27 protein-coding genes and 1 riboswitch are annotated in these 25867 nt (G+C 62.3%); of the genes, 14 read left to right on the top strand and 13 right to left on the bottom strand.

Annotation, left to right across the window (positions count from 1 at the left end):
* Positions 1-490 precede the first annotated feature (490 nt).
* Positions 491-2491, top strand: coding sequence for an LGFP repeat-containing protein (locus CTEST_RS13100; RefSeq protein WP_052844342.1), 2001 nt, complete (start codon positions 491-493; stop codon positions 2489-2491).
* 468 nt (positions 2492-2959) lie between these two features.
* Here the strand turns inward: CTEST_RS13100 and CTEST_RS08415 are convergent, their stop codons facing one another.
* The gene (locus tag CTEST_RS08415; protein ID WP_047254334.1) at positions 2960-3307 is read right to left on the bottom strand and encodes a cupin domain-containing protein; all 348 of its coding nucleotides are present in this window, start codon (positions 3305-3307) and stop codon (positions 2960-2962) included.
* A 106-nt stretch (positions 3308-3413) separates the two neighbouring features.
* Between CTEST_RS08415 and rimM the strand changes: the two genes are divergently transcribed.
* The 4 genes from rimM (at position 3414) to CTEST_RS08395 (ending at position 6076) form a co-directional block, all read left to right on the top strand.
* A complete protein-coding gene (gene rimM, locus CTEST_RS08410; RefSeq protein ID WP_047253362.1) occupies positions 3414-3980 on the top strand; it encodes a ribosome maturation factor RimM in 567 nt (188 codons plus the stop codon).
* Positions 3977-4843: a tRNA (guanosine(37)-N1)-methyltransferase TrmD gene (gene trmD / locus CTEST_RS08405; RefSeq protein WP_047253361.1), complete on the top strand. Its 867-nt coding sequence runs from the start codon at positions 3977-3979 to the stop codon at positions 4841-4843. Before rimM ends, trmD begins: the two co-directional genes overlap by 4 nt.
* A gap of 1 nt (position 4844) precedes the next feature.
* Positions 4845-5222, top strand: coding sequence for a hypothetical protein (locus tag CTEST_RS08400; protein ID WP_047253360.1), 378 nt, complete (start codon positions 4845-4847; stop codon positions 5220-5222).
* Positions 5223-5320: 98 nt separating this feature from the next.
* Entirely contained in the window at positions 5321-6076 is a 756-nt protein-coding gene (locus CTEST_RS08395; protein ID WP_052844430.1) for a DedA family protein, read from the top strand.
* On the opposite strand, the gene CTEST_RS13565 is transcribed toward CTEST_RS08395, so the two are convergent.
* The 3 genes from CTEST_RS13565 to CTEST_RS08375 form a co-directional block, all read right to left on the bottom strand.
* Entirely contained in the window at positions 6073-7113 is a 1041-nt protein-coding gene (locus tag CTEST_RS13565; protein WP_144413253.1) for a GIY-YIG nuclease family protein, read from the bottom strand. The two genes, CTEST_RS08395 and CTEST_RS13565, sit on opposite strands and share 4 nt — an antisense overlap.
* Positions 7053-7790, bottom strand: coding sequence for a DUF3320 domain-containing protein (locus CTEST_RS08380; protein WP_158408158.1), 738 nt, complete (start codon positions 7788-7790; stop codon positions 7053-7055). The genes CTEST_RS13565 and CTEST_RS08380 overlap by 61 nt, the downstream gene beginning before the upstream one ends.
* Before the next feature lie 369 nt (positions 7791-8159).
* Positions 8160-9185 (bottom strand): ABC transporter substrate-binding protein, encoded by a 1026-nt coding sequence (locus tag CTEST_RS08375; protein ID WP_047253356.1) that lies wholly within the window; start codon positions 9183-9185, stop codon positions 8160-8162.
* A gap of 46 nt (positions 9186-9231) precedes the next feature.
* Here CTEST_RS08375 and CTEST_RS08370 point away from each other — a divergent pair, with 46 nt between their 5' ends.
* From CTEST_RS08370 to CTEST_RS08355, 4 genes are all read left to right on the top strand, one after another.
* Positions 9232-10224, top strand: coding sequence for an iron chelate uptake ABC transporter family permease subunit (locus tag CTEST_RS08370; protein WP_236686064.1), 993 nt, complete (start codon positions 9232-9234; stop codon positions 10222-10224).
* An 80-nt stretch (positions 10225-10304) separates the two neighbouring features.
* On the top strand, positions 10305-11258 hold the full coding sequence (locus CTEST_RS08365) for a FecCD family ABC transporter permease (RefSeq protein ID WP_311775648.1): 954 nt from the start codon (positions 10305-10307) through the stop codon (positions 11256-11258).
* 17 nt (positions 11259-11275) lie between these two features.
* The gene (locus tag CTEST_RS08360; protein ID WP_047253353.1) at positions 11276-12115 is read left to right on the top strand and encodes an ABC transporter ATP-binding protein; all 840 of its coding nucleotides are present in this window, start codon (positions 11276-11278) and stop codon (positions 12113-12115) included.
* A 10-nt stretch (positions 12116-12125) separates the two neighbouring features.
* The gene (locus CTEST_RS08355) at positions 12126-14393 is read left to right on the top strand and encodes a Tex family protein (protein ID WP_047253352.1); all 2268 of its coding nucleotides are present in this window, start codon (positions 12126-12128) and stop codon (positions 14391-14393) included.
* Here the strand turns inward: CTEST_RS08355 and CTEST_RS08350 are convergent.
* From CTEST_RS08350 to thiC, 6 genes are all read right to left on the bottom strand, one after another.
* On the bottom strand, positions 14390-15439 hold the full coding sequence (locus CTEST_RS08350; RefSeq protein ID WP_047253351.1) for a ThiF family adenylyltransferase: 1050 nt from the start codon (positions 15437-15439) through the stop codon (positions 14390-14392). The genes CTEST_RS08355 and CTEST_RS08350 overlap by 4 nt on opposite strands.
* Positions 15440-16219, bottom strand: a complete 780-nt coding sequence (locus tag CTEST_RS08345; protein WP_047253350.1) for a thiazole synthase — start codon at positions 16217-16219, stop codon at positions 15440-15442.
* Between the two features lie 5 nt (positions 16220-16224).
* Positions 16225-16428: a sulfur carrier protein ThiS gene (gene thiS / locus CTEST_RS08340; RefSeq protein WP_047253349.1), complete on the bottom strand. Its 204-nt coding sequence runs from the start codon at positions 16426-16428 to the stop codon at positions 16225-16227.
* Positions 16422-17486, bottom strand: a complete 1065-nt coding sequence (thiO, locus tag CTEST_RS08335) for a glycine oxidase ThiO (RefSeq protein ID WP_047253348.1) — start codon at positions 17484-17486, stop codon at positions 16422-16424. Before thiO ends, thiS begins: the two co-directional genes overlap by 7 nt.
* Positions 17483-18118 carry a thiamine phosphate synthase gene (locus tag CTEST_RS08330; RefSeq protein WP_236686063.1) on the bottom strand — a complete coding sequence of 212 codons (636 nt, stop codon included), beginning with the start codon at positions 18116-18118 and terminating at the stop codon, positions 17483-17485. Before CTEST_RS08330 ends, thiO begins: the two co-directional genes overlap by 4 nt.
* Positions 18111-19871 (bottom strand): phosphomethylpyrimidine synthase ThiC, encoded by a 1761-nt coding sequence (gene thiC, locus CTEST_RS08325; RefSeq protein WP_047253347.1) that lies wholly within the window; start codon positions 19869-19871, stop codon positions 18111-18113. The genes CTEST_RS08330 and thiC overlap by 8 nt, the downstream gene beginning before the upstream one ends.
* Positions 19867-19980, bottom strand: a riboswitch (TPP riboswitch). Its footprint overlaps the gene before it by 5 nt.
* A 202-nt stretch (positions 19981-20182) precedes the next feature.
* Here thiC and rplS point away from each other — a divergent pair.
* Entirely contained in the window at positions 20183-20524 is a 342-nt protein-coding gene (gene rplS / locus CTEST_RS08320) for a 50S ribosomal protein L19 (protein WP_047253346.1), read from the top strand.
* Between the two features lie 410 nt (positions 20525-20934).
* On the opposite strand, the gene CTEST_RS08315 is transcribed toward rplS, so the two are convergent.
* Together CTEST_RS08315 and CTEST_RS08310 are read right to left on the bottom strand one after the other, a co-directional pair.
* Positions 20935-21537 carry a response regulator transcription factor gene (locus CTEST_RS08315; RefSeq protein WP_047253345.1) on the bottom strand — a complete coding sequence of 201 codons (603 nt, stop codon included), beginning with the start codon at positions 21535-21537 and terminating at the stop codon, positions 20935-20937.
* The gene (locus CTEST_RS08310; RefSeq protein WP_052844341.1) at positions 21537-22739 is read right to left on the bottom strand and encodes a sensor histidine kinase; all 1203 of its coding nucleotides are present in this window, start codon (positions 22737-22739) and stop codon (positions 21537-21539) included. Before CTEST_RS08310 ends, CTEST_RS08315 begins: the two co-directional genes overlap by 1 nt.
* Before the next feature lie 150 nt (positions 22740-22889).
* Between CTEST_RS08310 and CTEST_RS08305 the strand changes: the two genes are divergently transcribed.
* The 4 genes from CTEST_RS08305 to CTEST_RS08290 are packed head-to-tail and all read left to right on the top strand — an operon-like array spanning position 22890 to position 25064.
* Positions 22890-23372 (top strand): hypothetical protein, encoded by a 483-nt coding sequence (locus tag CTEST_RS08305; protein WP_052844340.1) that lies wholly within the window; start codon positions 22890-22892, stop codon positions 23370-23372.
* A 32-nt stretch (positions 23373-23404) separates the two neighbouring features.
* Entirely contained in the window at positions 23405-24136 is a 732-nt protein-coding gene (gene lepB / locus CTEST_RS08300; protein WP_047253344.1) for a signal peptidase I, read from the top strand.
* Positions 24136-24762, top strand: a complete 627-nt coding sequence (locus CTEST_RS08295; protein ID WP_047253343.1) for a ribonuclease HII — start codon at positions 24136-24138, stop codon at positions 24760-24762. Before lepB ends, CTEST_RS08295 begins: the two co-directional genes overlap by 1 nt.
* Positions 24759-25064: a DUF2469 domain-containing protein gene (locus CTEST_RS08290; protein WP_047253342.1), complete on the top strand. Its 306-nt coding sequence runs from the start codon at positions 24759-24761 to the stop codon at positions 25062-25064. Before CTEST_RS08295 ends, CTEST_RS08290 begins: the two co-directional genes overlap by 4 nt.
* 57 nt (positions 25065-25121) lie before the next feature.
* Here the strand turns inward: CTEST_RS08290 and CTEST_RS08285 are convergent, their stop codons facing one another.
* On the bottom strand, positions 25122-25640 hold the full coding sequence (locus tag CTEST_RS08285) for an Ltp family lipoprotein (RefSeq protein ID WP_083985515.1): 519 nt from the start codon (positions 25638-25640) through the stop codon (positions 25122-25124).
* Positions 25641-25867: the final 227 nt, after the last annotated feature.

The following is a 25867-nucleotide window of genomic DNA, read 5'->3' as shown; positions in this document are numbered from 1 at the left end:
GTCACGGTGACGAGTGCGGATCGAGGAGTGACCGTGTCGCGCAAAAGGGGCTCTTCCACTTAGAGAGTGCGTCTTAGATCCGAGTGGTCGGTGCAATACCCTGATGCCTGCGGGGAGGACGCGCGTGTTGCTGGGTGGAGGCAGGCCACTATTCAGATGGCTGTGGCCTACCCGAGCCGCCTTGGGGAGTACCTGTAAGAAATCCCCCGGCGCACACAGTTTGATACGCCCGGAGTCAGCTACTTACCAAAACCCAACGGTCAGCAGTGCACTACCCCCGGAACATCGCGTCAAGTGTGTCCCCGACCACTTGACACAAACATTGGGGCACCCCCAATAATCACCCTCAGTAGATGGGCTTTCTCACATTTCCTGCGCTTTGCGTTTAGAGTGACGGGGGACACTCACTAAATGCCAAGGAGATTCCCGGTGACACCACTGAAACGGATCGCCGCCGTGGCTGCGGCCTTCATTATGACCGGGGGGGGTCGTGCCCGCGGTAGCCATTGCCCAAGCTGACCGTACCGTCACCCCCGATGAGATCGACGCCTACGTCGCCGAATATGAGCAAGATCCACATGTCACCCCCGTGGTGGACGGTGTCGGAGGCGTCAGCGACACCGAACTCGCCGCCTATCACGATCTCGTCCGCGCCACCCAGGCAGCAGGCGAGCCTGAAACATCGCTGGCCCCTGGAGAAATGTGGTCCGATACTATCGGCCTACCCGCAGACGTGAGCAAGGCAGACGCTGATGCAGCAAAGATCGCTATAGCCACCGAGCAGGACGCCCTACCCAGTATCAATTCCCTGAACAGTCTGGATAGGCTCGATGATCAGACGATGGCGCGGGCATCAAACTGCAGGACTTTCTTCTTCTCGCCCCACCAGGTGTGCGGTGCCATCCTGGCGGCCTACGAATCCCTGGGTGGACAGTTCGGCTGGCTCATGCACCCGGTCGAACCGATGTATCTCAACCCTGACGGACAGGGCTACCGTCAGAGGTTCCGCAACGGCTTCATCTACTGGCACCCGAACACCGGCGCCCACGCCGTGACTACCCGCAGTGCAGTGGTGTGGGACCGCAACGGATGGGAACAGGGATGGCTCGGATACCCGACGCGCGCAGAGGTTCCGGTGCGAGGTACGACTCCCCAAGACGGTGAACTGAATGGTTGGGTGCAGTACTTCCAGGGTGGAAGAATGTATCGCACTCCGTTGGCACAAGGCGCTCATGTCGCTAGCATTAACGGCCTGATCCTCGACAAGTGGCTGGCTATGGGGGGTCCCGACAGTGAACTCGGATTTCCGATAGCTGATGAAGCCAAAACCGCCGACGGTATCGGACGCTTCAGTGTCTTCCAACACGGCAGCATTTACTGGCACCCCCACCACGGAGCGCACCCCGTTTTCGGTGAAATTCTTCACCAGTGGGCAACAGCAGGCAGTGAAATGGGAACGCTTGGCTATCCCGTTGAAGATCCAACAGGGGGCTCCTCGCTTTCAGTAAGTCAGCAGTTCCAGGGGGGATTCCTATCCTCCCCTCACGTCCCAGTAAACCTATTCGGCGACTTAGGTAGATACTCTCTTGGTGTACTTTCGCCGGAAACGTTCCAACCTTCCATTGAGGGATCATCAGCAGTTCTTGAAAATAATGACTTCCGAGTGTCACTGACCCCAGGTGGGAAATTCGATATAGGTTATGATATCACATTCAAAAATCCTTCCGAAAACCCCAATTTTCGCATTCTAGTGGGCCTCCCCGATGGCTTACATCTTGAATCCAGGTATACGAGCCGAGTCAGTGTTGTAAACGCTGCGGGTCAAGAAATTGCTGCTATCGTAACTCCAACATCCCTTGTTCATTCAGACAACTGGGTCGACATTGACACCCAGCTCAATGGCAACGAAGTCACGTTTCACCTTTCGGGCGACGAATCGGCAAATATGATGCGGAATCATGCGAGGGCCCAGCATGCCGAGCTTCGAGTTAGTGGCGTGGCTGTAGGGGATGCGGTCTCGAACTACGTCGGAATTAACGCCGGGGATCACGAAAAGGCTGTCTGTCAAAATGAACTTTACCACTGCGTGCGAGCTTATCGATCAGGTGCTCATGAACAAGCGAAAGCTGTAGGAGAGAGTTTGGTCTTACCTCCTCATGACAACGAAGGCGATGCTGCCCGACACTGCGTGTGGCAGGGTCTGACTACCGATGCATCAAACGCCGGATTCGCGTCACGAATGGCGCAAGCGCATGAGCGCGATGTCATCTCTGATCCAAATGGAGTGTATACACCAGCGCAGACTGCAGGAATGGACATCTACAACAATTACACTGGGCGCCAAGTTGGAATCCGGTTGGATGGGAAACCTGAAGAAATTGAGAATGTTTGCATAAGATACGCCTTGTCGGCGCGAGAAACTCTAGCTCCCCAAAATGAACTCCCCCTCTACGGCAATGATTTGGTGGTCTTGAAACGTGACCTCAACTAACAAATGGAGAAGAAGAGTGGGCATCGGCCTACTTTTTCTATCCGGTTTGGTGCTTGGGTATCTACTCCGCTACAGTCTTCTGCCAATTGAAGCTGTCCTAGAGCGAGAGATGCGTTGGATCCTGGGCTTTTTCATCAGTCAGATAATTCTGTTTGGAATAATAGTCGCCACAGGTGCTATCTTGTATCGTTATCGACGTGGGCAGTATCTCATTCTTGCTTTGGGGTGGGGAATGTGGAGTGGTTTCCTCGTTGGATATCTTTTCATTTTCACCTTTATGCTTGCGGTGTCAATATACGGGATTAGCCCCTGATATGGAATCCTCGTATTTAGCTCCAGAGAATACTAGGGGCACAGGAATTGCGTTGGGGTTTCGCAACCTGGACCACTACATTTTGTTGCGGTGTTTGATTTACTCTGGGCAGCTACAGGGGCGGATCAGCGCACTCCACGACGTGAAGAGCCAGCTTAGTCACGTAGGTGTCGTTCACCCGTGAGCATCGTCAGCAGCAAAATGTTGGATTCGTCCGAAGCATCCGGCGGGCATTCGACGCGGTGGACGATGTGATCACGCAGGTGAACGACCATGCCCGGACTTAACCGCACAGTCTCCCCACCAGTGGTGAAGTCCAAGGTGCCGGAGAGACACTGCACGGTGATGGGATGGGCAGCTTGGTGGTCGGGGAGATCCTGGCCAGGCGCAAAGTTAAAGACGATGAGGTTGGCGCCGTCTCCTTGAAGGAGGCGCTGCACCGCAGGGCGGGGCCGTGCGGGGTTGGGGGACGGGGCGGCGTCGATAAGCGATAGGACAGTCATGCCTGTCGAATCGTGCACTGAAGCGTCGCCGAAGGTGTCGGGGGAGTTGGTGGGAACGGAATGCTCAGCCATGATCCCGAGAGTAGTAGCGGCTACGATCTAAGGCGTGAATGAGAACGACGTACAGATCGGCCGAGTGATCAAACCCCACGGCGTGCGAGGCGAACTCGTCGTCGACCCCACAACCGACGATCCGGAGGGACGTTTCGCGGTGGGTGAGGTGCTCACCGGCAAGCAGACGGGCAAGACACTGACGCTGACCGTGAAGTCAGTGCGGCCGCATCAGAATCGCCTGCTGGTCACGTTCGATGAGATTCCCGGGCGCAACGAAGCGGATACCCTCCGGGGTCTACGCTTTTTCGCCGCTCCGGTCGTCGATGACGATGAGGATGCTTATTACGATCACGAGCTCGTGGGGCTGCGGGTGCTTAACGTCGGCGATGTCTCCGAGGACGAGGCCAACGCCCGGGCTTATGAGGGCGCGCAGCCGGAGCCGGTGGATATCGGCGAGGTGACCGGCGTCGTCCGCGGGCCCGCCCAGCGACTGCTCGAGGTTGCGCTCGACGAGGGTGGCCAGGCACTGGTGCCGTTCGTCCATGCCATCGTCCCGATCGTGGATCTGGACAACGAAGCGATCGTGATCACCCCGCCCGAAGGGTTGCTGGACCTGTGAGAATAGACGCCGTCACGATCTTCCCCGAGTACCTCGACCCCCTGCGCCATGCACTCTTGGGCAAGGCCATCGAACAGGGGATCCTGGCCGTCGGCGTGCACGACCTGCGGCACTGGGCCACCGATGTCCACAAATCCGTCGACGATTCGCCCTACGGCGGTGGTCCCGGCATGGTGATGAAGCCGGAGGTGTGGGGCCCCGCGCTTGATTGCGTCGCCGCCGGCACCGTCGCACAGAACTCCGACTTGCAGTCCTCCCTGCCCCACCTGGATAAACCACGTCACGACGACGTCGAAGGCGTGGAGAAGCACTCCTACGACGGTGGCGAGGAATCAGACCTGCCCCTGCTCATCGTGCCCACGCCCGCGGGCACACCATTCACCCAGACAGACGCGCAGGCGTGGTCGAACGAAGAACACATCGTCTTCGCTTGCGGGCGCTACGAAGGCATTGACCAGCGCGTCATCGACGACGCCGCCCAGCGCTACCGCGTGCGCGAAGTCTCCATCGGCGATTACGTGCTCATCGGTGGGGAAGTAGCTGTCCTCGTTATCACCGAAGCCATCGTTCGCCTCATCCCCGGGGTCCTGGGCAACCGCCGCAGCCACGAGGAAGACAGCTTCTCCGATGGGCTCCTCGAAGGCCCTAGCTACACCAAACCGCGCACGTGGCGCGGACTCGACGTCCCCGAAGTCCTCTTCTCCGGGAACCACGCCCTGGTGGACCAGTGGCGCCGCGAGCAGGCCCTAGCTCGAACCCAGGCCGTGCGACCCGAATTGCTTGCCCACGCTGACCTGTCCGACGCCGACCGAGCCTTCCTCGACCTGCACCTCGACGAACACCTCGACGAACAAGGAGAATGACATGACTCGACCTATCTCCACCGACCTCAACGTGCTCATCCGCACCTCAGACTGGGAGCACCTGGCCCCCACGATGCCCGCCACGCTTGCCGAATTTGGCTACCACGTGGATACCATCCACGCCGACTTGGTCGACCTCACCTGCGAGCCCGACAATATGTTGGTCAACCAATACGCCCAGATCGAAGGCCACCAGCCTGTGGTGGAATCCCTGCACCGCGTCGTGGTCAACGGCACCTCCGATCTATCGCTGAAAGACGCGACGAAAGCGGTCGTGGCAGCCCTGCCCGCCAACTCATATTGGTATGGCACCAGCAACGAAGGCACCACCGATCCCGGTGTCTCTGCTTCCTGCGCGTGGCAACACGGCGGGAGCTAAACGATGCACCTGTGGATCTTAGGTGGTTTCTCCGGCCTCAGTGAGACAATCCCATGTTGCCGACATACGATCTCTGGCATGGCCCGATTGGTGAACAGATGAGTAGCAATCCGCAGGACGAGCGGGACGAACAGCTGGAGGTCACGGAGACTTCGGAGGCTGTGGAGGAGCCTAAGGACTCCTCGGACTTCCCCTCCTTCATCTCCCACCCGGAGAAGGCAGACATATGGCTGCTGTTCGCGCTGTTCGCCATGGGTGTCTTCTCCCTCTCGCTGATCCCCCTGCGCGCCTATCTCCTGTCCCACCCCCTGGCCTACACGCTGCTCGTCGGCGGGTACACCAGCGCGGTGGTCTCTGGCGCAAATGCCTCAGTGGGCAATGGGCTGTGGTTGGTGTACCTGCTGTGCACCGTCATCGGCGCGGCGAAGTTCGTCCCCATCTACTGGTTCATGGGCAAGCGCTGGGGAATGGAGTTCATCGACATGTCCCTGCAGTACATGCCCCGCGCTCATCGCTTCTTCCAACGGGCCGTGTCGTCCGAGTCGGGTAAAGCGACGGCGCTGACCCTAGCCCTCATTCCCGCCGGATACGCACCAGGCCCGGTGCCCGGCAACATCGTTAATGCCGTCGCCGGTCTGTTCAAAGTGCGGCTGTGGATCGTACTCGCCATCAATGTCGCCAGCATCCTCGTTATCAACGGCATCATGATGTGGCTGGGCTTCCGCTACGGCGACGAAGTCCTCGACGTCGTCACCATCGTCAACCGCTACCTGCTATGGTTCACGCTCGCACTATTGGGAGTTGTGTTCTTCCGGGTGTGGCGGCAATCGCAGAGGAAGAACGCCGGGGCTTAATTCGCCTGGTTTTGCTTCCCAGAGTTATCCAACAGACTTTGATGGTGATCAAAAATCTCACCGGCCAGAGTCGGACTGTGGTGGCGACGGAAGATCCCCGAATCTCGGTATCGCATGATATCGAGGGCAAATAGCCGAGCATCGGTCAGTAATTCCTGCTTGTTGGCAAAGAAGTCTCGAAGATGCCCTACCGGTAAGCCTAGGCGGACCGCGTCAGACATCTTGTAGGAAACCGGCTCAATGAAGCCGCTTACACCATCGTTGGTAAAAGCGAATCCTTCATCGCCGTCCTCAAGGGCTTCCGGAGGCAAATTGAAGAACGCGAAGCTGAATGTATCATTGGTTAGCCCGCTAGGATCGAGTTCCGGAGGACGGGGGAAATAAGCGAGCTCGAGGGCGCCGACGTTTAGCGTTGCAAAGCGGCCCCCCGCGGTGTCCGGCCAGTCGGACACAGTCCAGTATTTAGACTCGAGGTCCACCGCATCCGGAATGATGTGGCTCAGACAAAACGCGATGTCATCGAGAACCCCGTCGTACACTTCCTTGGAAACCTTCGACGGAACGTGAGAAGACAATTTGCTCTGTTCGCCGGGCCCCAGTGACGGACGTTTGTGGAGGTCAGCGAGATCGTACTGGCCGTCCCCGAGGGCCCAGTGTTGTTGATCCTCGACCGATACATCTTCGTCGAGCTTGGCTTTTTGCCGGTGCCCAAAGTTCAGACTCTTGTTGCGGAGTTCGTACCCCAAGGATTGCTGACGGAGGATTTCATCGATTTCTGCCTCTCGGAGATTGCCTTCTGGCATTTCTCGGAATCGAAGCGCCACGACGTCTTTCCAGCCGTCATGGTGGGAGGAACCATGAAGGTGGCTGGTAAACCGATTGACCACATTGACGCTTAGCCCAACATAGCGGCAGCCATCCTCGAATTCGAGAACGTAGATGCCACGGCGATGGTTTTGGATCAGCGGGACGATACTCATTCCTTGCTCCAGCATCCATCGTTTGAACACGATTCCGCGGCCGGCATCGATAGACATGGATTGCTGCGCGACTGCGTTGCGGGTCTTAAGCGGTGCTGCAGTGTGCTCTCCTGGGCGGGCAGCACTGTCTTGGATCGTTGTGGATCCAGCGCCGGGAAGAACGATGGGGCCAATGAAACTGTCGTGCCTTCGTCATGCAGATCGCCGCGAATGACAGCAAGGGTTAGGGCTTCTTCCAAGTAACTTGAGGCGGATTCGGTGAGTCGGGTGAGTCCGAACAGGGCCATCGCCGCGCGGTAGGCGGCAATGTGGTCAAGCCCCTCAGGAGCATCTGCGACTGCGGCGACGATGGCATTGGCCAGCTCGGTAGTGGGGATTTCACCAATAGTGCGTGCTCCATTCGATTTTCGATACCGCCGCCAGGTCGATGGTGAGGCTTCTTCCGGCCATACGAATGACCGGCTCCCCTCGCCGACAAGCACGCCTCCCGGAATCCGGTAGGTGATTGTTCGTTTCCAACGCTTGGCTACCCGCTGATAACCAAACCGCTTACCGACCTTGCGTGTCAACGCATCGAGCTCGATCGGCGCCTCAACCGACACAATTTCCTGAATGGCGGCTTCGAGTCGGGCACGCGCATCTCTAGTCAGTCGCCCTTTCAGTTCATCCTGCGTCCCAACAATCTCGGTGGGGCTGCAAACATATTCCTCGGCGATAATTCCGCAGTCACTCATAACGAGAATTATTACCTGCGTGGTAGACATAGTGGGTCGCTAGGGTGAATGCTCTTTCGAACGAATTGCAACCACCGACAACGTTGTCAGCCGACTTAAGCCTTTCTTGATGCCCTCTGCGAGCTACATCGCCGCGAACGGAACTTCGGAGTACCGAGCTTGCATCGCAATGCGAGGAGCGGGCGGCAACTACTGCTCCATTGATTCGATGGGATGAGGTCTGCGAGCCTTGAGGTGCTGATGAAGGGGATCGGGACTTACCTGAGTTGTCCGTGTAATGGACCCGCAACTTGCCCGCACCATTTGTTTACAATGACGTCGAAAACCCCAGCAACTCACCAAGGAGTGCTGGGGTTACCATCGATTGATTTAGGAAACGCCGAGGTGTTCGCCGAGCTGCTCGACGATGAGGCGGGCACCTGTCGGGCCGAGGCCCATGAACCATACGTCATCATCGACGCGGAATGCTTTGCCGTCGGCCACGGCGGGGAGTGCCTTCCAGGCGCTTCCTTCGACGACAGCGGTTTCGCCGGTGGCATCGGGCTGGCCGTAGCTGGAGTAGAAGATGTAGTCCGCGTTGGCTTCGTCGATGTTCTCGGGGGAGATTTCCACCGCGAGGTCGTCGATGTCTTGGTTGGCCGGGCGGGCGAGGCCTGTGTCTTGGAGGATGACGCCGAGCAGGGACTTGTTGCCGTAAAGGCGCAGGCGCTCCGGCATGAATCGCACGGCGGAGATGGTGGTGTCCGGTTCGACGGAGTCGCGGATCACGGCAACCTTGTCTGCGTAGTCGTTGAGGGCGGCGACAGCGGCGTCTTCCTTGCCCAGGGCATCACCGATGAGCAGGAAGTTCTCCTTCCAGGGGTAGCCCGGGCGGATGGAGAACACGGTGGGGGCGATCTCGGCGAGCTGGGGGTAGAGCTTGTCGGCGCGCAGCTGGCTGCCCAGGATCAGGTCGGGCTCGAGGGCGGCGATGGCTTCGAGGTTGAGTTCGTTGATGCTGCCCACGGATTCGACGTCGGCGACCTGGTCGGCGAGGTAGGAGGGAACGGGGTTGGCGCCCTGCGTGGTCACCATGCCGACGGGGGTGATGCCCAGTGTGAGGACGTCGTCAAGCTCTCCGGTGTCGAGGACCACGACGCGCTTGGGCTCGGCGGTGATTTCGGTGGTGCCGGCGGCGTGGACGACGGTGCGGGGGAAGACCCCGGCTTCGGCGTCGCTGCCGAGCTTTGCGGTCTCGGCATCGGCGGTGCTGAAACGCTCGCCGCCAGTGGCGACATCGGTGTTGCCGGCTCCTTCGGAGGAGGTGGAGGAGTCGGAAGAACAGGCACTGAGGGTGAGGGCAATGGCGGCCGTCAGTGCGATGGTCACGGTGCGTGACTTCTTTAAAAAGGACATGAAAGTAGGTTAGCCTAAGGTATTTGTTGATGCTAGGCTTCGGATCGTGAAAAGGAGAATACTCGGAGCAACTGCCTTAATGGCGACGTTGTTCGGGCTGTTGATAGTCAGCCTGCTCCTCGGTGCCCGGGCCATTCCATTGCCCGATATCTTTCAAGCACTATGGCATCCGGACCCCGCTGACCCGTTGACGGCAGTGATCTGGGATCGTCGGCTGCCTCGCACCATCTTGGCGGTGGTAGCCGGTGCCGCGATGGGAATCGCTGGTGCCCTCATTCAAGCGCTCACCCGCAACCCACTCGCTGACACTGGTGTGTTGGGTATCAACTCCGGTGCTGCTTTCAGCGCCGTGCTGGCTTTCTCACTCTTAGGGGTGACGTCCGCGCCCGGTTTCCTCGCCTTTGCCATGCTCGGCGCGCTCATCGCCGGAGTGTTGGTCTACTACATTGGCCGCGGACGGGGCGTCGGGGTCGACCCGTTGCGGCTTGTCCTGGCTGGCGTGGCGCTCAGTGCCATCTTGGAAGGAGTGGGGGAAGGCATGGCCCTGGTTGACCCGCAGGCCTTCGACCGGTTGCGTAGCTGGATGGTGGGCAATCTCGACGTCGGCAGTTTCCGTCCCATCATGACGGTGAGCATTGGACTGTTAGTAGGAATCCTTGTCCTCCTTCCGGGGCTCACCAGCCTCAACTCTTTGGCGCTGGGCGATGACATGGCCACCGCGCTGGGTGTCTCGGTTCGCCGGACCCGCGTGCTCATGCTGCTATCCATCACGATTTTGGCTGCCTCAGCCACGGCAGCCGCCGGCGTCATGGTGTTTCTCGGTCTCATGGTTCCGCACCTGGCCCGGTGGGTGGGCGGTAGCGACCAACGCAGTGTCCTCGTGCTCTCGGCCATCATCGGGCCCGTCGTGCTGTTGGCCGCGGACATTATCGGCCGCCTCATCCTGCCCGGCGAACTCCCCGCCGGTGTGGTCGTGGCCTTCGTCGGTGCGCCCTTCCTCATCATGTTCGCCCGCCGCCGAGGAGTGATCACGCTATGACGATTCGATGGGGTTCACAGGCCTCGACGTGGGCCTTTTCGCGCCGGGTGTACCGCCGCACCGTTCTCGTGGGTGCCGTGATGTTGCTCGTCCTTGTTGCCGCGGGTTTTCTCACGCTCCTCCTTCCGGGGGCGGGCATCGGCTCGTCGAAGGCGGTGGGTGTTCTTCTCGGCCAGGAGACTGGTTTCGCCCGCACGGTGGTCATGGAATGGCGCCTGCCGCGGCTCGTGGCAGCTGCCGTGATCGGCGCCGCATTGGCGCTGGCCGGTGCCTTGTTCCAGGCGCTGACCCGCAACCCGCTTGGTTCCCCCGACATCATTGGCTTCAACACCGGCGCTTATACCGGAGTGCTGTTTACCCTCCTGATGGGGGCGAGCAGTTTCGCGGCGATCTCCTTCGGCGCGCTCATCGGTGGCTGTCTCACCGCGGTGGCCGTTTTCCTCCTCAGTGCGCAGCGCGGGCACACAATCAGTGGTATCCGGCTCATCCTCGTGGGGTTGGGAATCTCGATGATGTTGTCGTCGTTTAACCGCTGGCTCATCCTGCGGGGTGACATGGAGACGGCACTGTCCGCCGCCAGCTGGGGTGCGGGAACCTTGAACGGGGTGCGGTGGGAACAGGCGATTCCCGCTGCCGTGTGCCTGGGAGCCCTCGTCGCCATCGCGTTGGTGGCTTTCCGTGGGATCAACATCTTGGCCCTGGGCGATGACACTGCCACGGGACTCGGCCTCGGCGTCAACCGCATCAAGGCGCTCATGCTCAGCATCGGAGTCTTGCTCACCGCAATTTCTACCGCCGTCGCCGGGCCGATTTCCTTCGTCGCGCTCGCCTCACCGCATATCGCCGCGCGACTGACCCGTTCGCCCCGCATCCCGTTGGCGGTGACAGCTCTCACCGGGGCGTCGTTGCTGGTGGTCTCGGATATCCTCGCGCAACGGCTGTTCGCTCCCGTGCAACTGCCGGTCGGCCTCATCACCGTCACGCTCGGCGGCATCTACCTGCTCACCCTCATTGCCCGTCCCGCTAAGAATTAATCAGGAGACGACTACTCATGACTAATCACCCTGCCGTGGAAGGCCGCGATCTCACCCTCGCCTGGGAAGGCAACGTCATCCTGGAGGGTATTGATGTGTCGGTCCCGCGTGGACAGTTCACGGCGATTATCGGCCCCAATGGTTGCGGCAAGTCGACGTTGCTGAAGTCCTTTGCCCGGATCCTCGCGCCCCAAGCCGGCCAGGTTTTCCTCCACGATCAACCCATTGATTCCCTGGCGCCGAAGGAAGTGGCGCGTCAGCTTGCGATGCTGCCCCAGAGTGCGACGGCACCGGCGGACATTACGGTCGAGGAGCTCGTTGGGCGCGGGCGTTTCCCGCACCAGACATTCCTGCGTCAGTGGTCCCAGGACGATGCCACTGCGGTGGCGGCGGCCATGCAGGCCGCCCGGGTGGAAGAGCTTGCTTATCGACGAGTGGGGGAACTGTCCGGCGGTCAGCGCCAGCGAGTGTGGCTCGCCATGGTGCTTGCCCAGCAAACTGAGGTCCTGCTGCTCGATGAGCCGACCACCTTCCTCGACATCGGTCACCAATACGCGCTCCTGGAATTGGTGCGCGCGCTTCGCCGCCAGCAGGAACGCACGGTCGTCGCGGTGCTCCACGATTTGCAGCAGGCCGTTCGCTACGCCGACCACCTCATCATCATGAACAAGGGCGCCATCATCGCCACGGGAAACCCCCACGATATCGTCGATGCCGCCCTCATCCGCGAGGTCTTCGCCCTCGAGGCGGAGGTCGTTCGCCACGGCACGGAGATGGTCATCGTTCCCGGGATTCTCGCCGAGCCAGACATCAGCGTGTTGGGGACCGTGCCCAGGGTGCCGGAAGCGCATCGCTAGACTGTCCCGAATGATCGTCACCACCATTGCCCGTGAACTTGGCGTGCGCGAAGACCAGATCCGCGCCGTCCTGGACTTGCTCGCGGAGGGGAATACCGTCCCCTTCATCGCCCGCTATCGCAAGGAGGCGACCGGGGGTCTTGATGATGCGCAACTGCGCACTATCGACGAGCGCGCCACCTACCTGCGCGAACTCGAAGAGCGCAAGCGGGCAATCCTGGAGGCCATCGAGGAACAAGGCAAGCTCACCGACGACCTCCGCTCACTCATCCTCGCCTGCGAGACGAAGGCGCGCCTGGAAGATCTGTACCTACCGTTTAAGAAGCGCCGCAAGACGAAGGCTGATATCGCGCGGGAGGCGGGCCTGGAGCCGCTCACCGATCAGCTCATCGCCAACCCCTCCGCCGACCCTCAGGAGTTCGCCGCCGGTTACCTCACCGACGGCTTCGACGACCCGGACAAGGCCCTGGAAGGCGCTCGCCATATCCTCATCGACCGCTTTGCCCTCGATCCGGACCTCGTCGGCGAGGTCCGCGAGCGCATGTACTCCACCGGGTCCATGAGGGCCGGAGTTGTGGCGGGCAAGGAGAACGAGGGCTCCAAGTTCAAGGACTACTTCGAGTTTTCCGAGCCCTTCCACAAGCTCCCGTCCCACCGCATCCTCGCGCTGCTGCGCGGGGAAAGCGAAGGGGTCCTCCACCTCGATCTTGATGCCGGTGACGACACCATCTACCAAGGCATGATCGCCGATCGTTTCGATCTGGATACCCACGCGTCCGCGTGGCTTTCCGACGCCGTCCGTCGCGGCTGGCGCACCAAGCTCGCCGTGTCCTCCGGGCTCGACGTCCGCATGCGGTTGAAGGAGAAGGCGGAGGAGGGGGCCCTCCAGGTCTTTGCCACCAACTTGCGCGATGTCCTCCTCGCCGCGCCCGCCGGCCAGCGCGCCACCCTCGGCCTGGACCCGGGTTTCCGCAACGGTGTGAAATGCGCGGTGGTCGACTCGACCGGCAAGGTCCTCGACACCGTCATCGTTTACCCGCATCAGCCGCAGAACCGCTGGTCGGATGCCGTCCAGACCCTCGCCGGGCTGTGCGCCTCGCATGGGGTCGACCTGCTGGCGGTGGGCAATGGCACCGCCTCCCGGGAAACCGAGAAGCTCAGCAATGAGATCGCCGACCTCATCAAACAGGCCGGTGGCACCCGTCCGACCCCGGTGGTTGTTTCCGAGTCGGGTGCTTCCGTCTACTCCGCCTCCGAACTGGCCTCCCAGGAGTTCCCGGACATGGATGTCTCCCTCCGGGGTGCCGTGTCCATCGCCCGTCGTCTGCAAGACCCGTTGGCGGAGCTGGTCAAGATCGACCCGAAGGCCATCGGCGTCGGCCAGTACCAGCATGACGTTAACCAGACGGCCCTGGCTCGCACTCTCGACGGCGTCGTCGAATCCGCTGTCAACGCCGTCGGCGTCGACCTTAATACCGCCTCCGTTCCGCTCCTGGAGCGGGTCGCTGGCGTGACCGGCACCCTGGCCAAAAACATCGTCGCCCACCGCGATGACCACGGCGCGTTTGCCTCCCGCAAGGGCCTGCTCAAGGTCCCGCGCCTGGGCCCTAAGGCCTATGAACAGTGCGCCGGATTCCTGCGCATCACCGGCGGCAATGATCCGCTCGATTCTTCGGCCGTCCACCCCGAGGCTTACCCGGTCGTTGCCCGCATCGCCGCCGCCACTGGCCTGAAGGTGGAAGACCTCATCGGCAACACCCGCGTCCTCTCTACTCTGCGCCCGGCTGACTTCGCCGATGACACCTTTGGCGTGCCCACCGTCACCGACATCATCGCTGAGCTGGACAAGCCGGGCCGCGACCCGCGCCCCGAGTTCAAGACCGCGACCTTCAAAGAAGGCGTGGAGAAGGTCTCCGACCTCACCCCCGGCATGATCCTCGAGGGCACCGTCACCAACGTTGCGGCCTTCGGCGCCTTTGTCGACGTCGGGGTGCATCAGGATGGCCTCGTGCACGTCTCGGCGATGAGCGAGAAGTTCGTCTCCGACCCCCACGAGGTCGTTCGTTCGGGCCAGGTGGTCAAGGTCAAGGTCATGGAGGTCGACGTCGATCGCCAGCGCATCGGCCTCTCGCTGCGGCTTAACGATGAACCCGGTCAGGCCCCGAAGAAGGCGCCCCGCCAGCAGAATCGCCAGCAGAAGCGACAGCCAAAGAAGCAGCAGCCAGCGGCCGGTGGCAGCATGGCTGATGCCCTCAAGCGCGCCGGCCTGGGCCGTTAGCTAACTGCCGCGATCCCGCCAGGCAGGTCGACGAAGTCGTAACCCACATCGGCGTAGCGCTCGCAGAAGCGGGCGCTGCGCGCCCCGGAGGCGCAATAGACGATGACCCGCGGGGCGTCGCCAAGCAGTGTTGTCAACTGTTCCGGGCCGGTGACGGAGGACTGCGGCAAGCGGAGGGGATGAAGCGGGGCGAGGGGGTCGTGGAGTGCCCATTCTATCGGCTCACGGATGTCCAGCAGGAGGGCGCTGCCAGCGCGAACCTCGTCGAGGAGGGCCTGGACGCCTCCGTCGTAGCTGGTGGACAACGTGCGCACCCGGGGGCGCGTGGGATCCGCCGATACTTGGAAGGCGCGGGTCGTGCCGGCGAGCGCGTCATAGCTGAGCAGCCGACCGGCTTGAGCAGTGCCGATCCCGCTGAGGTAGGTGATGGCCTCGGTGGCCATGAGCGCGCCGACGACCGCGGTGGTGGCGCCCAAGACTCCGGCGGAGGCGCAATCGGGGAGATCCGTGCCGTGCGGCTGCTCGGGGAAGAGGTCGCGCAGGCCAACGAAACGGTCGAAGAGGCACACGTCGCCGCGGAAGCGCAGGACCGTACCCCAGACCAGGGGAGTTCCGGTGATCTCGGCGGCGTCAGCGACGAGGTATTTGGTGGCGAAAGTGTCGGACCCATCCACCACGAGGTCCACGCCCGCGATGAGCTCGCAGGCGTTTCCTACAGTCAGTTTCTCCTGACGGGCCGTGACCTGGACTCCCGGCTGCAGCTGACGTAGTCGCTCGGCGGCGACGGCTACCTTCGGCTGGCTGATGTCGGAGGCGCCGAAAAGGATCTGGCGGTGAATGTTGGACAGGGCGACGAGGTCGTTGTCGATGATCGTTATCCGCCCCACCCCGGCGGCGGCCAACGACTGGAGCGCCGGGCAGCCCAGGCCACCGGCGCCGACGACAAGGACGTGCGCCTCATGCAGGCGGGCCTGGTGTCCCGCGGTGAAGCCGGGTAATTGCAGGTGGCGGGCGGTGCGCTCGGCCTCGCTGGGCGGCAAGGCCATCTACAAGACCTCATCCGACCAGGAGGCGAGCCCCTCAAACGTCGACGAGGCAACGGCGTGCTCGCGCCGGGGGATGCGCCCGGCAGAGCGGGCGAGATGGCCCGCAGCGACCGCGAGTTTCATGGCTTCGGCCATCGCCACGGGGTCCTGGGCGCGGTTGACGGCGGAAGCGAGGAGGACGCCGTCGCAGCCGAGCTCCATGGCGAAGGTGGCGTCGGAGGCGGTGCCGACGCCGGCGTCGAGAAGCACCGGGACACTCGCGCGGGAGCAAATGAGCTCGATGTTGTGGGGGTTGAGGATGCCCAATCCGGTGCCGATGGGCGAGCCCAGCGGCATGACCGCCGCGCAGCCGACATCCTCGAGGCGCAGCGCGGTGACCGGGTCGTCGGAGGTGTACGCGAGGACGGTGAAGCCGTCGGCGACGAGGAGTTCGCAGGCATCGAGCAGCTCGACGACGTCGGGAAGCAAGGTGTGCTCATCGGCGATGACCTCGACTTTCACCCAGTTGGTATCCAGTGCTTCCCGCGCGAGCTGGGCCGTGAGGACCGCGTCGCGGGCGGTGCGGCTGCCGGCGGTGTTGGGCAGCGGGTCAATGGACAGCCGTTGCAACAGGTCAAAGACCGTTTCCCCGCCAGCACTGGGGGAGTGGCGCCGCATAGCTACCGTGGTCAGCTGCGTGCCGGAGGCGACGAGCGATTCCTCAAGCATCGCGAGGGAGGTCGCTCCGCCCGTGCCCATGATGAGCCGCGATGCGAAGCTGCGATCGGCGATGGTGAGCACGAGGGTTAGCCTCCCTGGACGGCGCTGAGGACGTCGACCACGCAGCCGTCGATAAGCAGCTGCGATGACCACTGGGAACGCGGGACAACGACTCCATCGACAGCCACGGCGAGCCCCGCGGTGGGGATCGAGCCGAGATGGTCGAGCAGCAGGGCTTCCAACGTGTCGGCATCGGTCGAGTGGGGCTCGTTGTTGAGCGTGATCAGCATGGGTGCTCCTGAAATCGGGTGGGCAGGCAGGCGGAGAGATCGACAGCGGGTTCGTTGCCCTCGATGAGGTCGACGGTGACCTGGGCGGCCAGGGCGGCGAGGAGGATGCCGTGGCGGAAGTAGCCGGTGGACACGATGACGCGATCGGAGATCCGGCCCAGATAGGGCAGGTCATCGGGGGTTCCGGGGCGGGCGCCACACGAGGCGCCTAGGAAATCGCATTCCTCGAGCGCTGGCACGAGGCGGATGGCGTCGCGCAACAACTCATGGACACCGGCGACCTGCGGGACGTGGCGCCCATCTTCGCGGCTGGTCGCGCCGATCGCGATCGTCCGATCAGCCCGGGGAATGACGTACACCGGGCGGCCCTCGACGTATCCACGCACCACCCGGGTCAGCGGCGGGTCGAGGTGCTCGGGCACCCGCAGGCGCAGCATGTCCCCGTACACCGGCCGCAGACGCAAGCCCTCCACCAGGCGAGCGGCATCGAGCCCATTACACACCACCACCTGGCCGTCCGCGGGCAGATGATGGATTTCCTCGCGGATGACATCGACACCGAGGTGCCCCAGGGCATCAAGAAGTGCCGCCGCCAGTGTTCGGGGTGACACCTGATGATCACCCGGAATGCTCACCGCACCGGCCAATCGCGGGTGAAGCGCCGGCTCCAGCGCACGCGCTTGCCGCACGCTCAGCCGCTCCACGGCCATGCCGTGCGCGGCCTGATACCCGGCCAACTCCGCCACCTGCGTCGCATCCGCCCGGTCCGCCGCCACGACAAGCGTGCCCTCGGTGCGGTATCCAGTGGGAAAGGTCGTGTGCTTTTCGACGTCCGCGATCAGCCCCGGGTACATCTGTGCCGACGCCCTCATCAGCGGAAACAACGTCTCCTGCCGATACACCACCTCAGCCGTGGGGGCGAGCATGCCCCCGGCATGGTGGGTGGCACCCCGCGCCGGGGTCGGATCAAACAACACGACGCGGTGCCCGCGCAACCCCAGCCGGAAGGCCGTGGACAGGCCGATGAGCCCGCCGCCGATGACGGAGATGTGCGTCATGGGTGGAACCCCTGGAGTAGGTGCGCGGCGTAGGCCGCGGGGTCGGGGGAGTCCATGAGCCCCCGGCACACCGCCAGGCCAGCGACACCCGTCGCTGCGAGTGCCGGGGCGTCGGCAGCCGTGACATCACCAATGGCGACAACGGGCACCTCGGAGGCCGCCACCAGCGGCGGGTAGCCCGCGACGCCCAGCGGGGCGCGGCCGGAATCCTTCGTCGGAGTCGGACGGAAGGGGCCCGCACCGATGTAGTCGATGACGTCAGCGACCTCGTTGGCCGCCTCCACCAAGGCCAGGGTGCCGGTGGTGAGGCCGATGATCGCCTCGGGCCCCAACAACTCGCGGGCCACCCGCACATCGAGGTCATCCTGGCCGAGGTGGACGCCGTGGACGGGGAAGCCCCGGCGGCGAAGCGCCAGGGCGACGTCCACGCGGTCGTCGATAAGCACTCTCGTGGCGGGATTGACCTCCGCGACCACCAGGGCCACCTCGGACGCCAGCTCGTAGAGCGCCCGGGCGGAGATGGGCTTGCTGCGCACCTGCACCACACCCGCCCCACCCGCCGCGGCTTTGGTGGCCACCTCCACGGCGCGCGTGGGATCACCAGTGACAAGATAACAGCGCAGGTCAAGCACGGTGATACACCTGCGACCCCGCCGCCCGGAACTCCGCCGCCTTGAGCGCCATACCCGCCTCCGCATCCACCGGCTCACCCACCGAAGGCATGCCAAGCGAATCGGGGAACGCATCACGAATGTCCTGGCTAATGCGCATGGAACAAAACTTCGGGCCACACATAGAACAAAAATGCGCCGTCTTCGCCGGCTCCGCGGGCAACGTCTCATCGTGATACGCCTGCGCCGTATCGGGATCCAACGACAAGGCAAACTGATCGTGCCAACGGAACTCAAACCGAGCTTTGCTCATCGCATCATCCCACTCCCGCGCCCCCGGATGCCCCTTGGCCACATCGGCAGCATGCGCAGCCAACTTGTACGTGATCACGCCAGTCTTAACATCATCCCGATTCGGCAGCCCCAAGTGCTCCTTCGGCGTGACATAACAGAGCATCGCCGTCCCACCCATCGCGATATGAGCCGCCCCAATCGCGGACGTGATGTGGTCATAGCCCGGCGCAATATCCGTCACCAACGGGCCGAGCGTATAAAACGGCGCATCCCCACACCACTCCTGCTCCAACTCATTGTTCACCTGCACCATATTCAGCGGCACATGTCCCGGCCCCTCGACCATGACCTGCACGTCATACTCCCAGGCGCGCCGAGTCAGCTCACCGATCGTCTTCAACTCCGCGAACTGGGCGGCATCATTCGCATCGGCGAGGCTGCCCGGACGCAAACCATCACCCAAGGAAAACGCAACGTCATACTGCGCAAAAATCTCACAAAGCTCATCGAAATTCTCATAGAGGAAAGACTCCTTATGATGAGCCAGGCACCAGCCCGCCATAATCGAGCCACCCCGACTGACAATCCCCGTCACCCGCTTCGTGGTCAACGGAATGAACGGCAGCCGCACACCCGCGTGAACAGTCATGTAATCCACGCCCTGCTCACACTGCTCAATGACCGTATCCCGGAAAATCTCCCAGGTCAGATCCTCCGCGACCCCATTGACCTTCTCCAACGCCTGATAAATCGGCACCGTGCCAATGGGAACCGGGGAATTCCGCAAAATCCACTCCCGAGTGGTGTGAATATCATTGCCCGTCGACAGATCCATCACCGTATCCGCACCCCAGCGCGTCGCCCACCGCAGCTTGGACACCTCCTCCTCGATCGACGAGGTCACCGCCGAATTGCCAATATTCGCGTTGATCTTGGTGAGGAACTTCCGCCCAATAATCATCGGCTCCGACTCCGGATGATTGACGTTATTAGGAATGATCGCCCGCCCCCGCGCCACCTCCGCGCGCACAAACTCCACATCGCAATGCTCACGCAAAGCAACAAACTCCATCTCCCGGGTGATCACCCCCGCCCGCGCGTAATGCATCTGCGTGACCCGCTTGCCCGAGGACGCCCGCAGCGGCTGGCGCTGCGTACCCTGCCACTCCGCCGACGCCTCCCCGCGCCGGGAAGCCTTAGTGCCATCATCAGCCAGGGTGCGTTCCCGGCCCACATACTTCTCGACGTCCCCGCGCCCCACAATCCACTCCTCCCGCAGCCCCGGCAGCCCGACAGTGACATCACACTCCGGGCCCCGCGTGCGATACACACGGAAAGGCTCATTCGGACCCGTAGGGGAATCATCCAACTGGATCTCCGTCTCCGGGACACTCAAACCATCGAGCGTTAGCGGCGCGAAACGGTGCTTGGGGTGAATCTCGTGGTTTTGATCGTGGTTCTGATTGTGGGTAGGCGACATGGCCTGGCCTCTCTTCCTTCGCCGGTACTAACCGGACAGGTTCAAACGGTATTCACGCAAGCTCCAGCGCGATCTCAGCCCGATGCTTCGGGCACCCGTGGGGTGGTCGTGGACCCACGCTAGCGCACTTCTCACCCACCCGGAGGAGATTTGCCTGATCCCGCCGCGATGTGGCACACTAACCCGGTTAACCGCGACCTTTGATGGGGTAGTGGTAGCAGTACTTTGCACCGGGCACGAACCGGCCGAGCGTTCCACCAAGAAAGAGCCGCCAGGGTCCTCTGTCCAGAACTAAAAAAGGAATCAGTTCAATGAACATTCTCGACAAGGTTGATGCAGCACAGCTGCGCGACGACATCCCCGCCTTCCGCCCCGGCGACACCCTCGACGTTCACGTCAAGGTCATCGAAGGTAGCAACGAGCGTACCCAGCTGTTCAAGGGCGTTGTCATCCGCCGCCAGGGCTCCGGCATCCGCGAGACCTTCACCGTCCGCAAGGTGACCTTCGGCATCGGCGTGGAGCGTACCTTCCCGGTCCACTCCCCGAACATCGACAAGATCGAGGTCATCCGCAAGGGCGACGTCCGTCGTGCGAAGCTCTACTACCTGCGCGACCTGCGCGGCAAGGCTGCCCGCATCAAGGAGAAGCGCTAGTTTTCAGTGCTTGACCGAGCTGCAAGATGCTCTGACCAGCGGCCCCGCACCACCATCACCTGGTGGAGCGGGGCCGTTTTTCTGCCCCGATCCCGCAACGCCGGAGCAGGCACTGGGATCGGAGGGCCTACACAGATTCTCTAGAATGCGTTGCGCTGCTTCAGGTTTTCGCAGGTCGCGGAAAAGCGGAATGTGCATTCTAGAGAATTCATGTTGATCGCGACATCCTGATCGCGACATCAGACCGACTGCTGCTGGCAAGCTAGTTTGCCTGCGTCTCTATCCCCGGCTCCTGACACAAAGTGTGTTTTCACCCTGTCGAAACCAGTCCTCTCAACCGTGCTGGGAGCCCACATCGGGGCTGTTTCGACAGGGTGATATCACCCGAGGCGGGGAGGAAGCCGCGGCGCCTAGATCCAGCCTTCCTCCCAGGCCACGTCGGAGGCTTCGCGTCGTGTTGCCACACCCAGTTTTCGCATTGCCTTGGAGAGGTAGTTGCGGACGGTGCCGGGCGCGAGGTGGAGTTCTGCTGCGATGTCGCCGACGGTGGCGGCGTCGCGGCCGACGCGGAGGACGTCGAGTTCGCGGTCGGTGAGGGGTGTTCTTTCGGCGGTGAGGGCGGAGGCGGCGATATCGGGGTCGACGTGGCGTTTGCCGGCGGCGATGGCGCGGATGACTTCGGCGAGTTCGGAAGCGGGCGTTGATTTGGTGACGAAGCCTGCCACGCCCGCTGCCATGGCTCGGCGGAGGACTCCGGGTCGGGCGTGCCGGGTGACGATGATGGATTTCGTCGATACGCTGCGGGCGATTTTCTCGGCTGCTTCCACGCCGTCGAGGCCGGGCATTTCGAGGTCGAGGAGGCAGACGTCGGGCCTGAGTTCGACGGCTTTGGTGACGGCCGCTTGGCCGTCGCTGACGGAGGCGATGACCTCGATGTCGTCTTCGAGGTCGAGGAGTGTGGTCAGGGCGGTGCGGATCAAGTCCTCGTCGTCGGCGAAAAGCACGCGGATCATTAGGATACCTCCAGCTCAGGGGGAAGGGTCGCATTGAGGATAAACGTCTCGCCGTCGACGGTGGTTGTGAGCGAGCCGCCGGCGGTGCGGAGGCGTTCGCGCAGCCCGGCCAGGCCCGAGCCTTCCGCAGGAAGGCTTTTCGACGCCCCCACCGCATTGCTGATGCGGAGGTTCCAATGGTGGGAGGCGCGGTCGTCGATAAGGATTGTTACCGGCCCCGGGGATGCGTGGCGGAGGATGTTAGTGGTGGCTTCGCGGAGGACGCGGCCGAAGACGGCGCGTGATGCGGGGGTGGTGGGGAGGCGGTCGACGTCGAGGTGGGTGCGGAAGCCGGCCGCTTCCAGCACGTCGTGGGCGTTGCTGAGCTCCTCGGCGAGTTCGGGAGCGCGGTAGCCCTGGACGAGTTCGCGGGTGTCGCTGAGTGAATCGGCCGCTAGGGTGCGGATTTCGGCCAATTGGGCGCGGGAGGCGGCGGGATCTTTGTCTAGTAGGCGCTCGGCAAGCTCAGCTTTGAGGGCGATGACCTGCAGCGTATGGCCCTGGATATCGTGCAAGTCGGCGGCGAAGCGCAGGCGCTCCCGGGCAACGGCGAGCCGGCTCTCAGAGGAGCGCGCGTTATCGATGCGCACCACAATGTCCCAGGCCCACACCGTGCCGAAGGTGGTCATCGGGAGTAACACCGCGAAGAGGAAGGAGAGGGGACCGCGGTTGCTGCCGTCGGGCATGGCCACTATTTCGACCAGGAGCGCTCCGACGGCGAGGGTGAGGGCTAACCAGCGGCGGGCTCCCCTGAGTGAGCACGCCAGCAGGGCCGCCGCAGAGATCAGCGGGAGAGATGACCACGGCAGGGGAGCGGTGATGCCGAGGACTGCCGCCCCCGCCAGCAACATCGCTACTGCCACCGGCCAATTGCTCACGCCTCGGCCCATTCCCTGCCGCAGCCCCATGAGGAAGGCCAGCTGGGTGCCCGCCGAGACCACGCACACCACCACGGAGAGGAGTGCTCGGGCGCTTACTCCCTCCTCGACCATGGCAACAGGCGCGACCACTAGGGCATTCGAGGCGACGACCACCATGGCCAAGCCGGACCACGAGTACCACCAGCTGGCCCGCATTCCGGTGGCGACGCTGCCTCGGGCACGGGTGGCGTCGGAAAGCTGTCCCGCCGGGCGGGGAACGGCGAACTGGTCAGTCTCTGTCATAGCGTCCACCGTAGAGCAATGACAATTGTCATGGAACAACGATGACAGGTATCTGGGCAGGTCATGACGTCGCGGTACTACCGGGAAGCCTCGGCAGACGCGAAGCTAGAAAGCGTCCAAGTAACACCCCATGAGATAAGGAGCCCGATCATGCAAACTCTCCAGAACTTCGTTTCTTCCCTTCCCGACGCCGTCCAATTCCTCGGCGTGTTCCTCATCGGTTTCATCCCCTTCATTGAATCCCACGCCGGATCCATCATTGGTATCGCTGCGGGCGTGCCCATTCCCGTGGCCGTCCTGGCGGCGACACTGGGCAACGTCCTGTCGGTGCTGGCGTTCGTCTTCGTCGGCGACCAAATCCGCCGGGCCGTGCGTGGCTCACGTCCAAACGCCGCGTCCGCGGAAGGCAAGCGGGCGTCTCGAGCAGTGGAGAACATGAAGCGTTTCGGAGTCCCCGGCGCCAGCCTCATCGGCCCGGCCCTGCTGCCCTCCCAGTTCACCTCCACTGCATTGGTGGGAGCTGGCGCCAAGCGCAGCACGGTCGTCGCGTGGACTCTCGTGGCCGTGGTGCTGTGGGGCGTGTTCTCCGGCGCGGTAGCCGCTGGCCTGTTCCACGCCGTCGGTGTGGTCTAGCCTGCTGCCTCACCGGGTTGTGTCAGGGTTGACTGGTAGCATCTGCTGGCGTGAGCACATCAGAGAAGAAGTCAGCGCCCTGGTACATCGAGATCCCGGTGGTCATTCTGGTGACGTTGCTGGCTATCTTCCTCATCCAGACGTTCGTTGGCCGGGTGTACATGATCCCTTCGCAGTCGATGGAGCCGACGTTGCACGGCTGTGAGGGGTGTACCGGCGACCGGATTTTTGTGGATAAGGTGAGCTATCGTTTCAGCGACCCTGAGCCCGGCGATGTCGTGGTGTTCAAGGGCACCGATTCGTGGAACAGTGGGTTTATCTCGCAGCGTTCCACCAATGATGTTGTGCGGACGTTGCAAAACCTCGGCTCGTACGTCGGGCTCGTGGCTCCGGATGAAAATGACCTGGTCAAGCGCATCGTCGCCACGGGTGGTCAGACGGTGTCCTGCCAGGCGGGCGATCCGGCGGTCATGGTTGATGGCAGCCCCATAGATCAGTCGTACACGATGCAGCCGTCGGCGTACCCCGTCAATCCCATGACTGGTTCGGAGGCCTGCGGTGGCGACTACTTCGGCCCCATCCAGGTCCCGGAGGGCAACTATTTCATGATGGGCGATAATCGCACCAACTCCCTCGACTCCCGCGCCCACGTCGGGGATCAGTACCAGGGCACCATCCCGAGGGAGAATATCCGCGGCAAGGTCCAGGTCATCATTTTCCCCTTCAATCGCATTGGCTCCGTGAAGGACCTGGATATTCAGTAGTGGAGTTCCTGCTTTCACGGCACGGACTCGGGCCCGTCGCGGGCGTTGATGAGGCCGGTCGTGGCGCCTGTTGTGGCCCCATCACCATCGCTGCGTGCATCCTGCCTGATTGTGACCTGCCCGAGTTGGCCACTCTCACCGATTCCAAGAAGCTCACCCCGCGCGCCCGCGAGCGGCTCTTTCCCATCATTGCGTCGGTGGCGGTGTCCTGGTCAGTTGTCAGCATTGAGGCATCGCTTATCGACGTCCGTGGGATCCAACATGCCAACATCTCCGGCATGCGCCGGGCTATCGCCCGCCTAGACACCCACCCCGGCTACGTCCTCACCGATGCGTGGTACATCCCGGGACTCACGTCGCCGCACTTGCCCATCATCGGCGGCGACCTGGCTGCGCGCTGCATTTCTGCGGCGAGTGTCCTGGCCAAGGTCACGCGGGATCGCCTCATGGTCGAGATGGATGCTCGGTTCCCCGACTACGGTTTGGCCTCGCACAAGGGGTACTCCACGAAGGCGCATATGGCTGCGGTGCGCCAGCACGGTGCGACCCCGGAGCACCGATACACTTATGCCAACATTGCGGCGGCCCACCGCGAGTGGCTGAATATGCAGGAGGAAGAACTGTGAGTGCTGAGGAACTCGACAACTACGAGGCAGAGGTAGAACTCTCCCTCTACCGTGAGTATCGGGACGTGGTCAGCCAGTTCTCCTACGTCGTGGAGACGGAGCGACGCTTCTACCTCGCCAACGCCGTGGAGCTCATTCCGCACAACGATGGCAAGGACGTCTACTACGAGGTCCGCATGTCTGACGCCTGGGTATGGGATATGTATCGAGCTGCCCGTTTCGTCCGCTACGTCCGGGTGATCACGTACAAGGACGTCAACATCGAAGAGCTGGACAAGCCCGATCTGATCCTGCCTGACTAAGTGTTGGAAATACTCACGTCCCCCTGACCTGGAAGTGGTCAGGGGGACGTGTCCTACTTAGAGGTTGTCGACCGCGTATTGCGCCTCCTCCGGCGTGAAATTCTCGCCATATTCGCTCGTCAGCTGATCGTAGATTGCGCTGGGGGACAGAGCCATTTCCTCATACACCTTCGCCTTTTCTAAAGCGTTAGCGTTCCAATCGGCATCGACATTGTCGATCGCATATTGCGCGGCCTCGGCGGTGAATTGGCCGCCATACTCAGAGGTGAGTTGGTTATACAGGCCAACCTTCGACATATGGAGCATTTCGGAATACGACTTCGCCTGACGCAGGGCCGACTTGTACTCCTTGGGAACCGACTCCTCCTGGGACGGGGCTGCCGCTTCCGGAGCTGCCGGTGCGGGTGCAGCGGCCTCCTCAACAGCGGCGATGCTGCTCGTCGGGGCGGAACTGGTGCTGGAAGTATCGACACACGCAGTGGCCAGGGCGACAACCAACACGCTGGCGGCGCCAACGCCGAGGAGCTTGCTCCGCGTGGAACGAGGATGCGTCGCGGGAGTCTGGGGGTTAAACATGATGGTGCTCTCCTTTTCAGTGAGGAAGATCAATCACGAATGATCGATGTTTGTGGCGGAATACTCGATGAGTTATCCGTCGACGGGTGAACATGACAGCAGCGAGGTAACCGCTACGAACTCACGGCTTCTTGTGCGCTACAAACATGAAAGTAGTAAACGGGTCCGACACGACTTTGTCTGTGTTCGAAATTGCACGGAAGTAACTTTCTAAAACAATGGACAAA

Source organism: Corynebacterium testudinoris, assembly GCF_001021045.1.
In the GTDB taxonomy this organism is placed as follows: domain Bacteria; phylum Actinomycetota; class Actinomycetes; order Mycobacteriales; family Mycobacteriaceae; genus Corynebacterium; species Corynebacterium testudinoris.
This window is presented reverse-complemented; position numbering and strand designations above follow the sequence as displayed.

Excerpts from the sequence above, each read along its gene's own strand:
- CTEST_RS08415 (WP_047254334.1), bottom strand. The coding sequence starts at position 3,307 with ATGACTGTCCTATCGCTTATCGACGCCGCCCCGTCCCCCAACCCCGCA.
- CTEST_RS08400 (WP_047253360.1), top strand. The coding sequence starts at position 4,845 with ATGACTCGACCTATCTCCACCGACCTCAACGTGCTCATCCGCACCTCA.
- CTEST_RS08395 (WP_052844430.1), top strand. The coding sequence starts at position 5,321 with ATGAGTAGCAATCCGCAGGACGAGCGGGACGAACAGCTGGAGGTCACG.
- CTEST_RS13565 (WP_144413253.1), bottom strand. The coding sequence starts at position 7,113 with ATGTCTATCGATGCCGGCCGCGGAATCGTGTTCAAACGATGGATGCTG.
- CTEST_RS08380 (WP_158408158.1), bottom strand. The coding sequence starts at position 7,790 with ATGAGTGACTGCGGAATTATCGCCGAGGAATATGTTTGCAGCCCCACC.
- CTEST_RS08375 (WP_047253356.1), bottom strand. The coding sequence starts at position 9,185 with ATGTCCTTTTTAAAGAAGTCACGCACCGTGACCATCGCACTGACGGCC.
- CTEST_RS08365 (WP_311775648.1), top strand. The coding sequence starts at position 10,305 with ATGTTGCTCGTCCTTGTTGCCGCGGGTTTTCTCACGCTCCTCCTTCCG.
- CTEST_RS08360 (WP_047253353.1), top strand. The coding sequence starts at position 11,276 with ATGACTAATCACCCTGCCGTGGAAGGCCGCGATCTCACCCTCGCCTGG.
- CTEST_RS08355 (WP_047253352.1), top strand. The coding sequence starts at position 12,126 with ATGATCGTCACCACCATTGCCCGTGAACTTGGCGTGCGCGAAGACCAG.
- CTEST_RS08350 (WP_047253351.1), bottom strand. The coding sequence starts at position 15,439 with ATGGCCTTGCCGCCCAGCGAGGCCGAGCGCACCGCCCGCCACCTGCAA.
- thiS (WP_047253349.1), bottom strand. The coding sequence starts at position 16,428 with ATGCTGATCACGCTCAACAACGAGCCCCACTCGACCGATGCCGACACG.
- thiO (WP_047253348.1), bottom strand. The coding sequence starts at position 17,486 with ATGACGCACATCTCCGTCATCGGCGGCGGGCTCATCGGCCTGTCCACG.
- thiC (WP_047253347.1), bottom strand. The coding sequence starts at position 19,871 with ATGTCGCCTACCCACAATCAGAACCACGATCAAAACCACGAGATTCAC.
- rplS (WP_047253346.1), top strand. The coding sequence starts at position 20,183 with ATGAACATTCTCGACAAGGTTGATGCAGCACAGCTGCGCGACGACATC.
- CTEST_RS08315 (WP_047253345.1), bottom strand. The coding sequence starts at position 21,537 with ATGATCCGCGTGCTTTTCGCCGACGACGAGGACTTGATCCGCACCGCC.
- CTEST_RS08310 (WP_052844341.1), bottom strand. The coding sequence starts at position 22,739 with ATGACAGAGACTGACCAGTTCGCCGTTCCCCGCCCGGCGGGACAGCTT.
- CTEST_RS08305 (WP_052844340.1), top strand. The coding sequence starts at position 22,890 with ATGCAAACTCTCCAGAACTTCGTTTCTTCCCTTCCCGACGCCGTCCAA.
- CTEST_RS08285 (WP_083985515.1), bottom strand. The coding sequence starts at position 25,640 with ATGTTTAACCCCCAGACTCCCGCGACGCATCCTCGTTCCACGCGGAGC.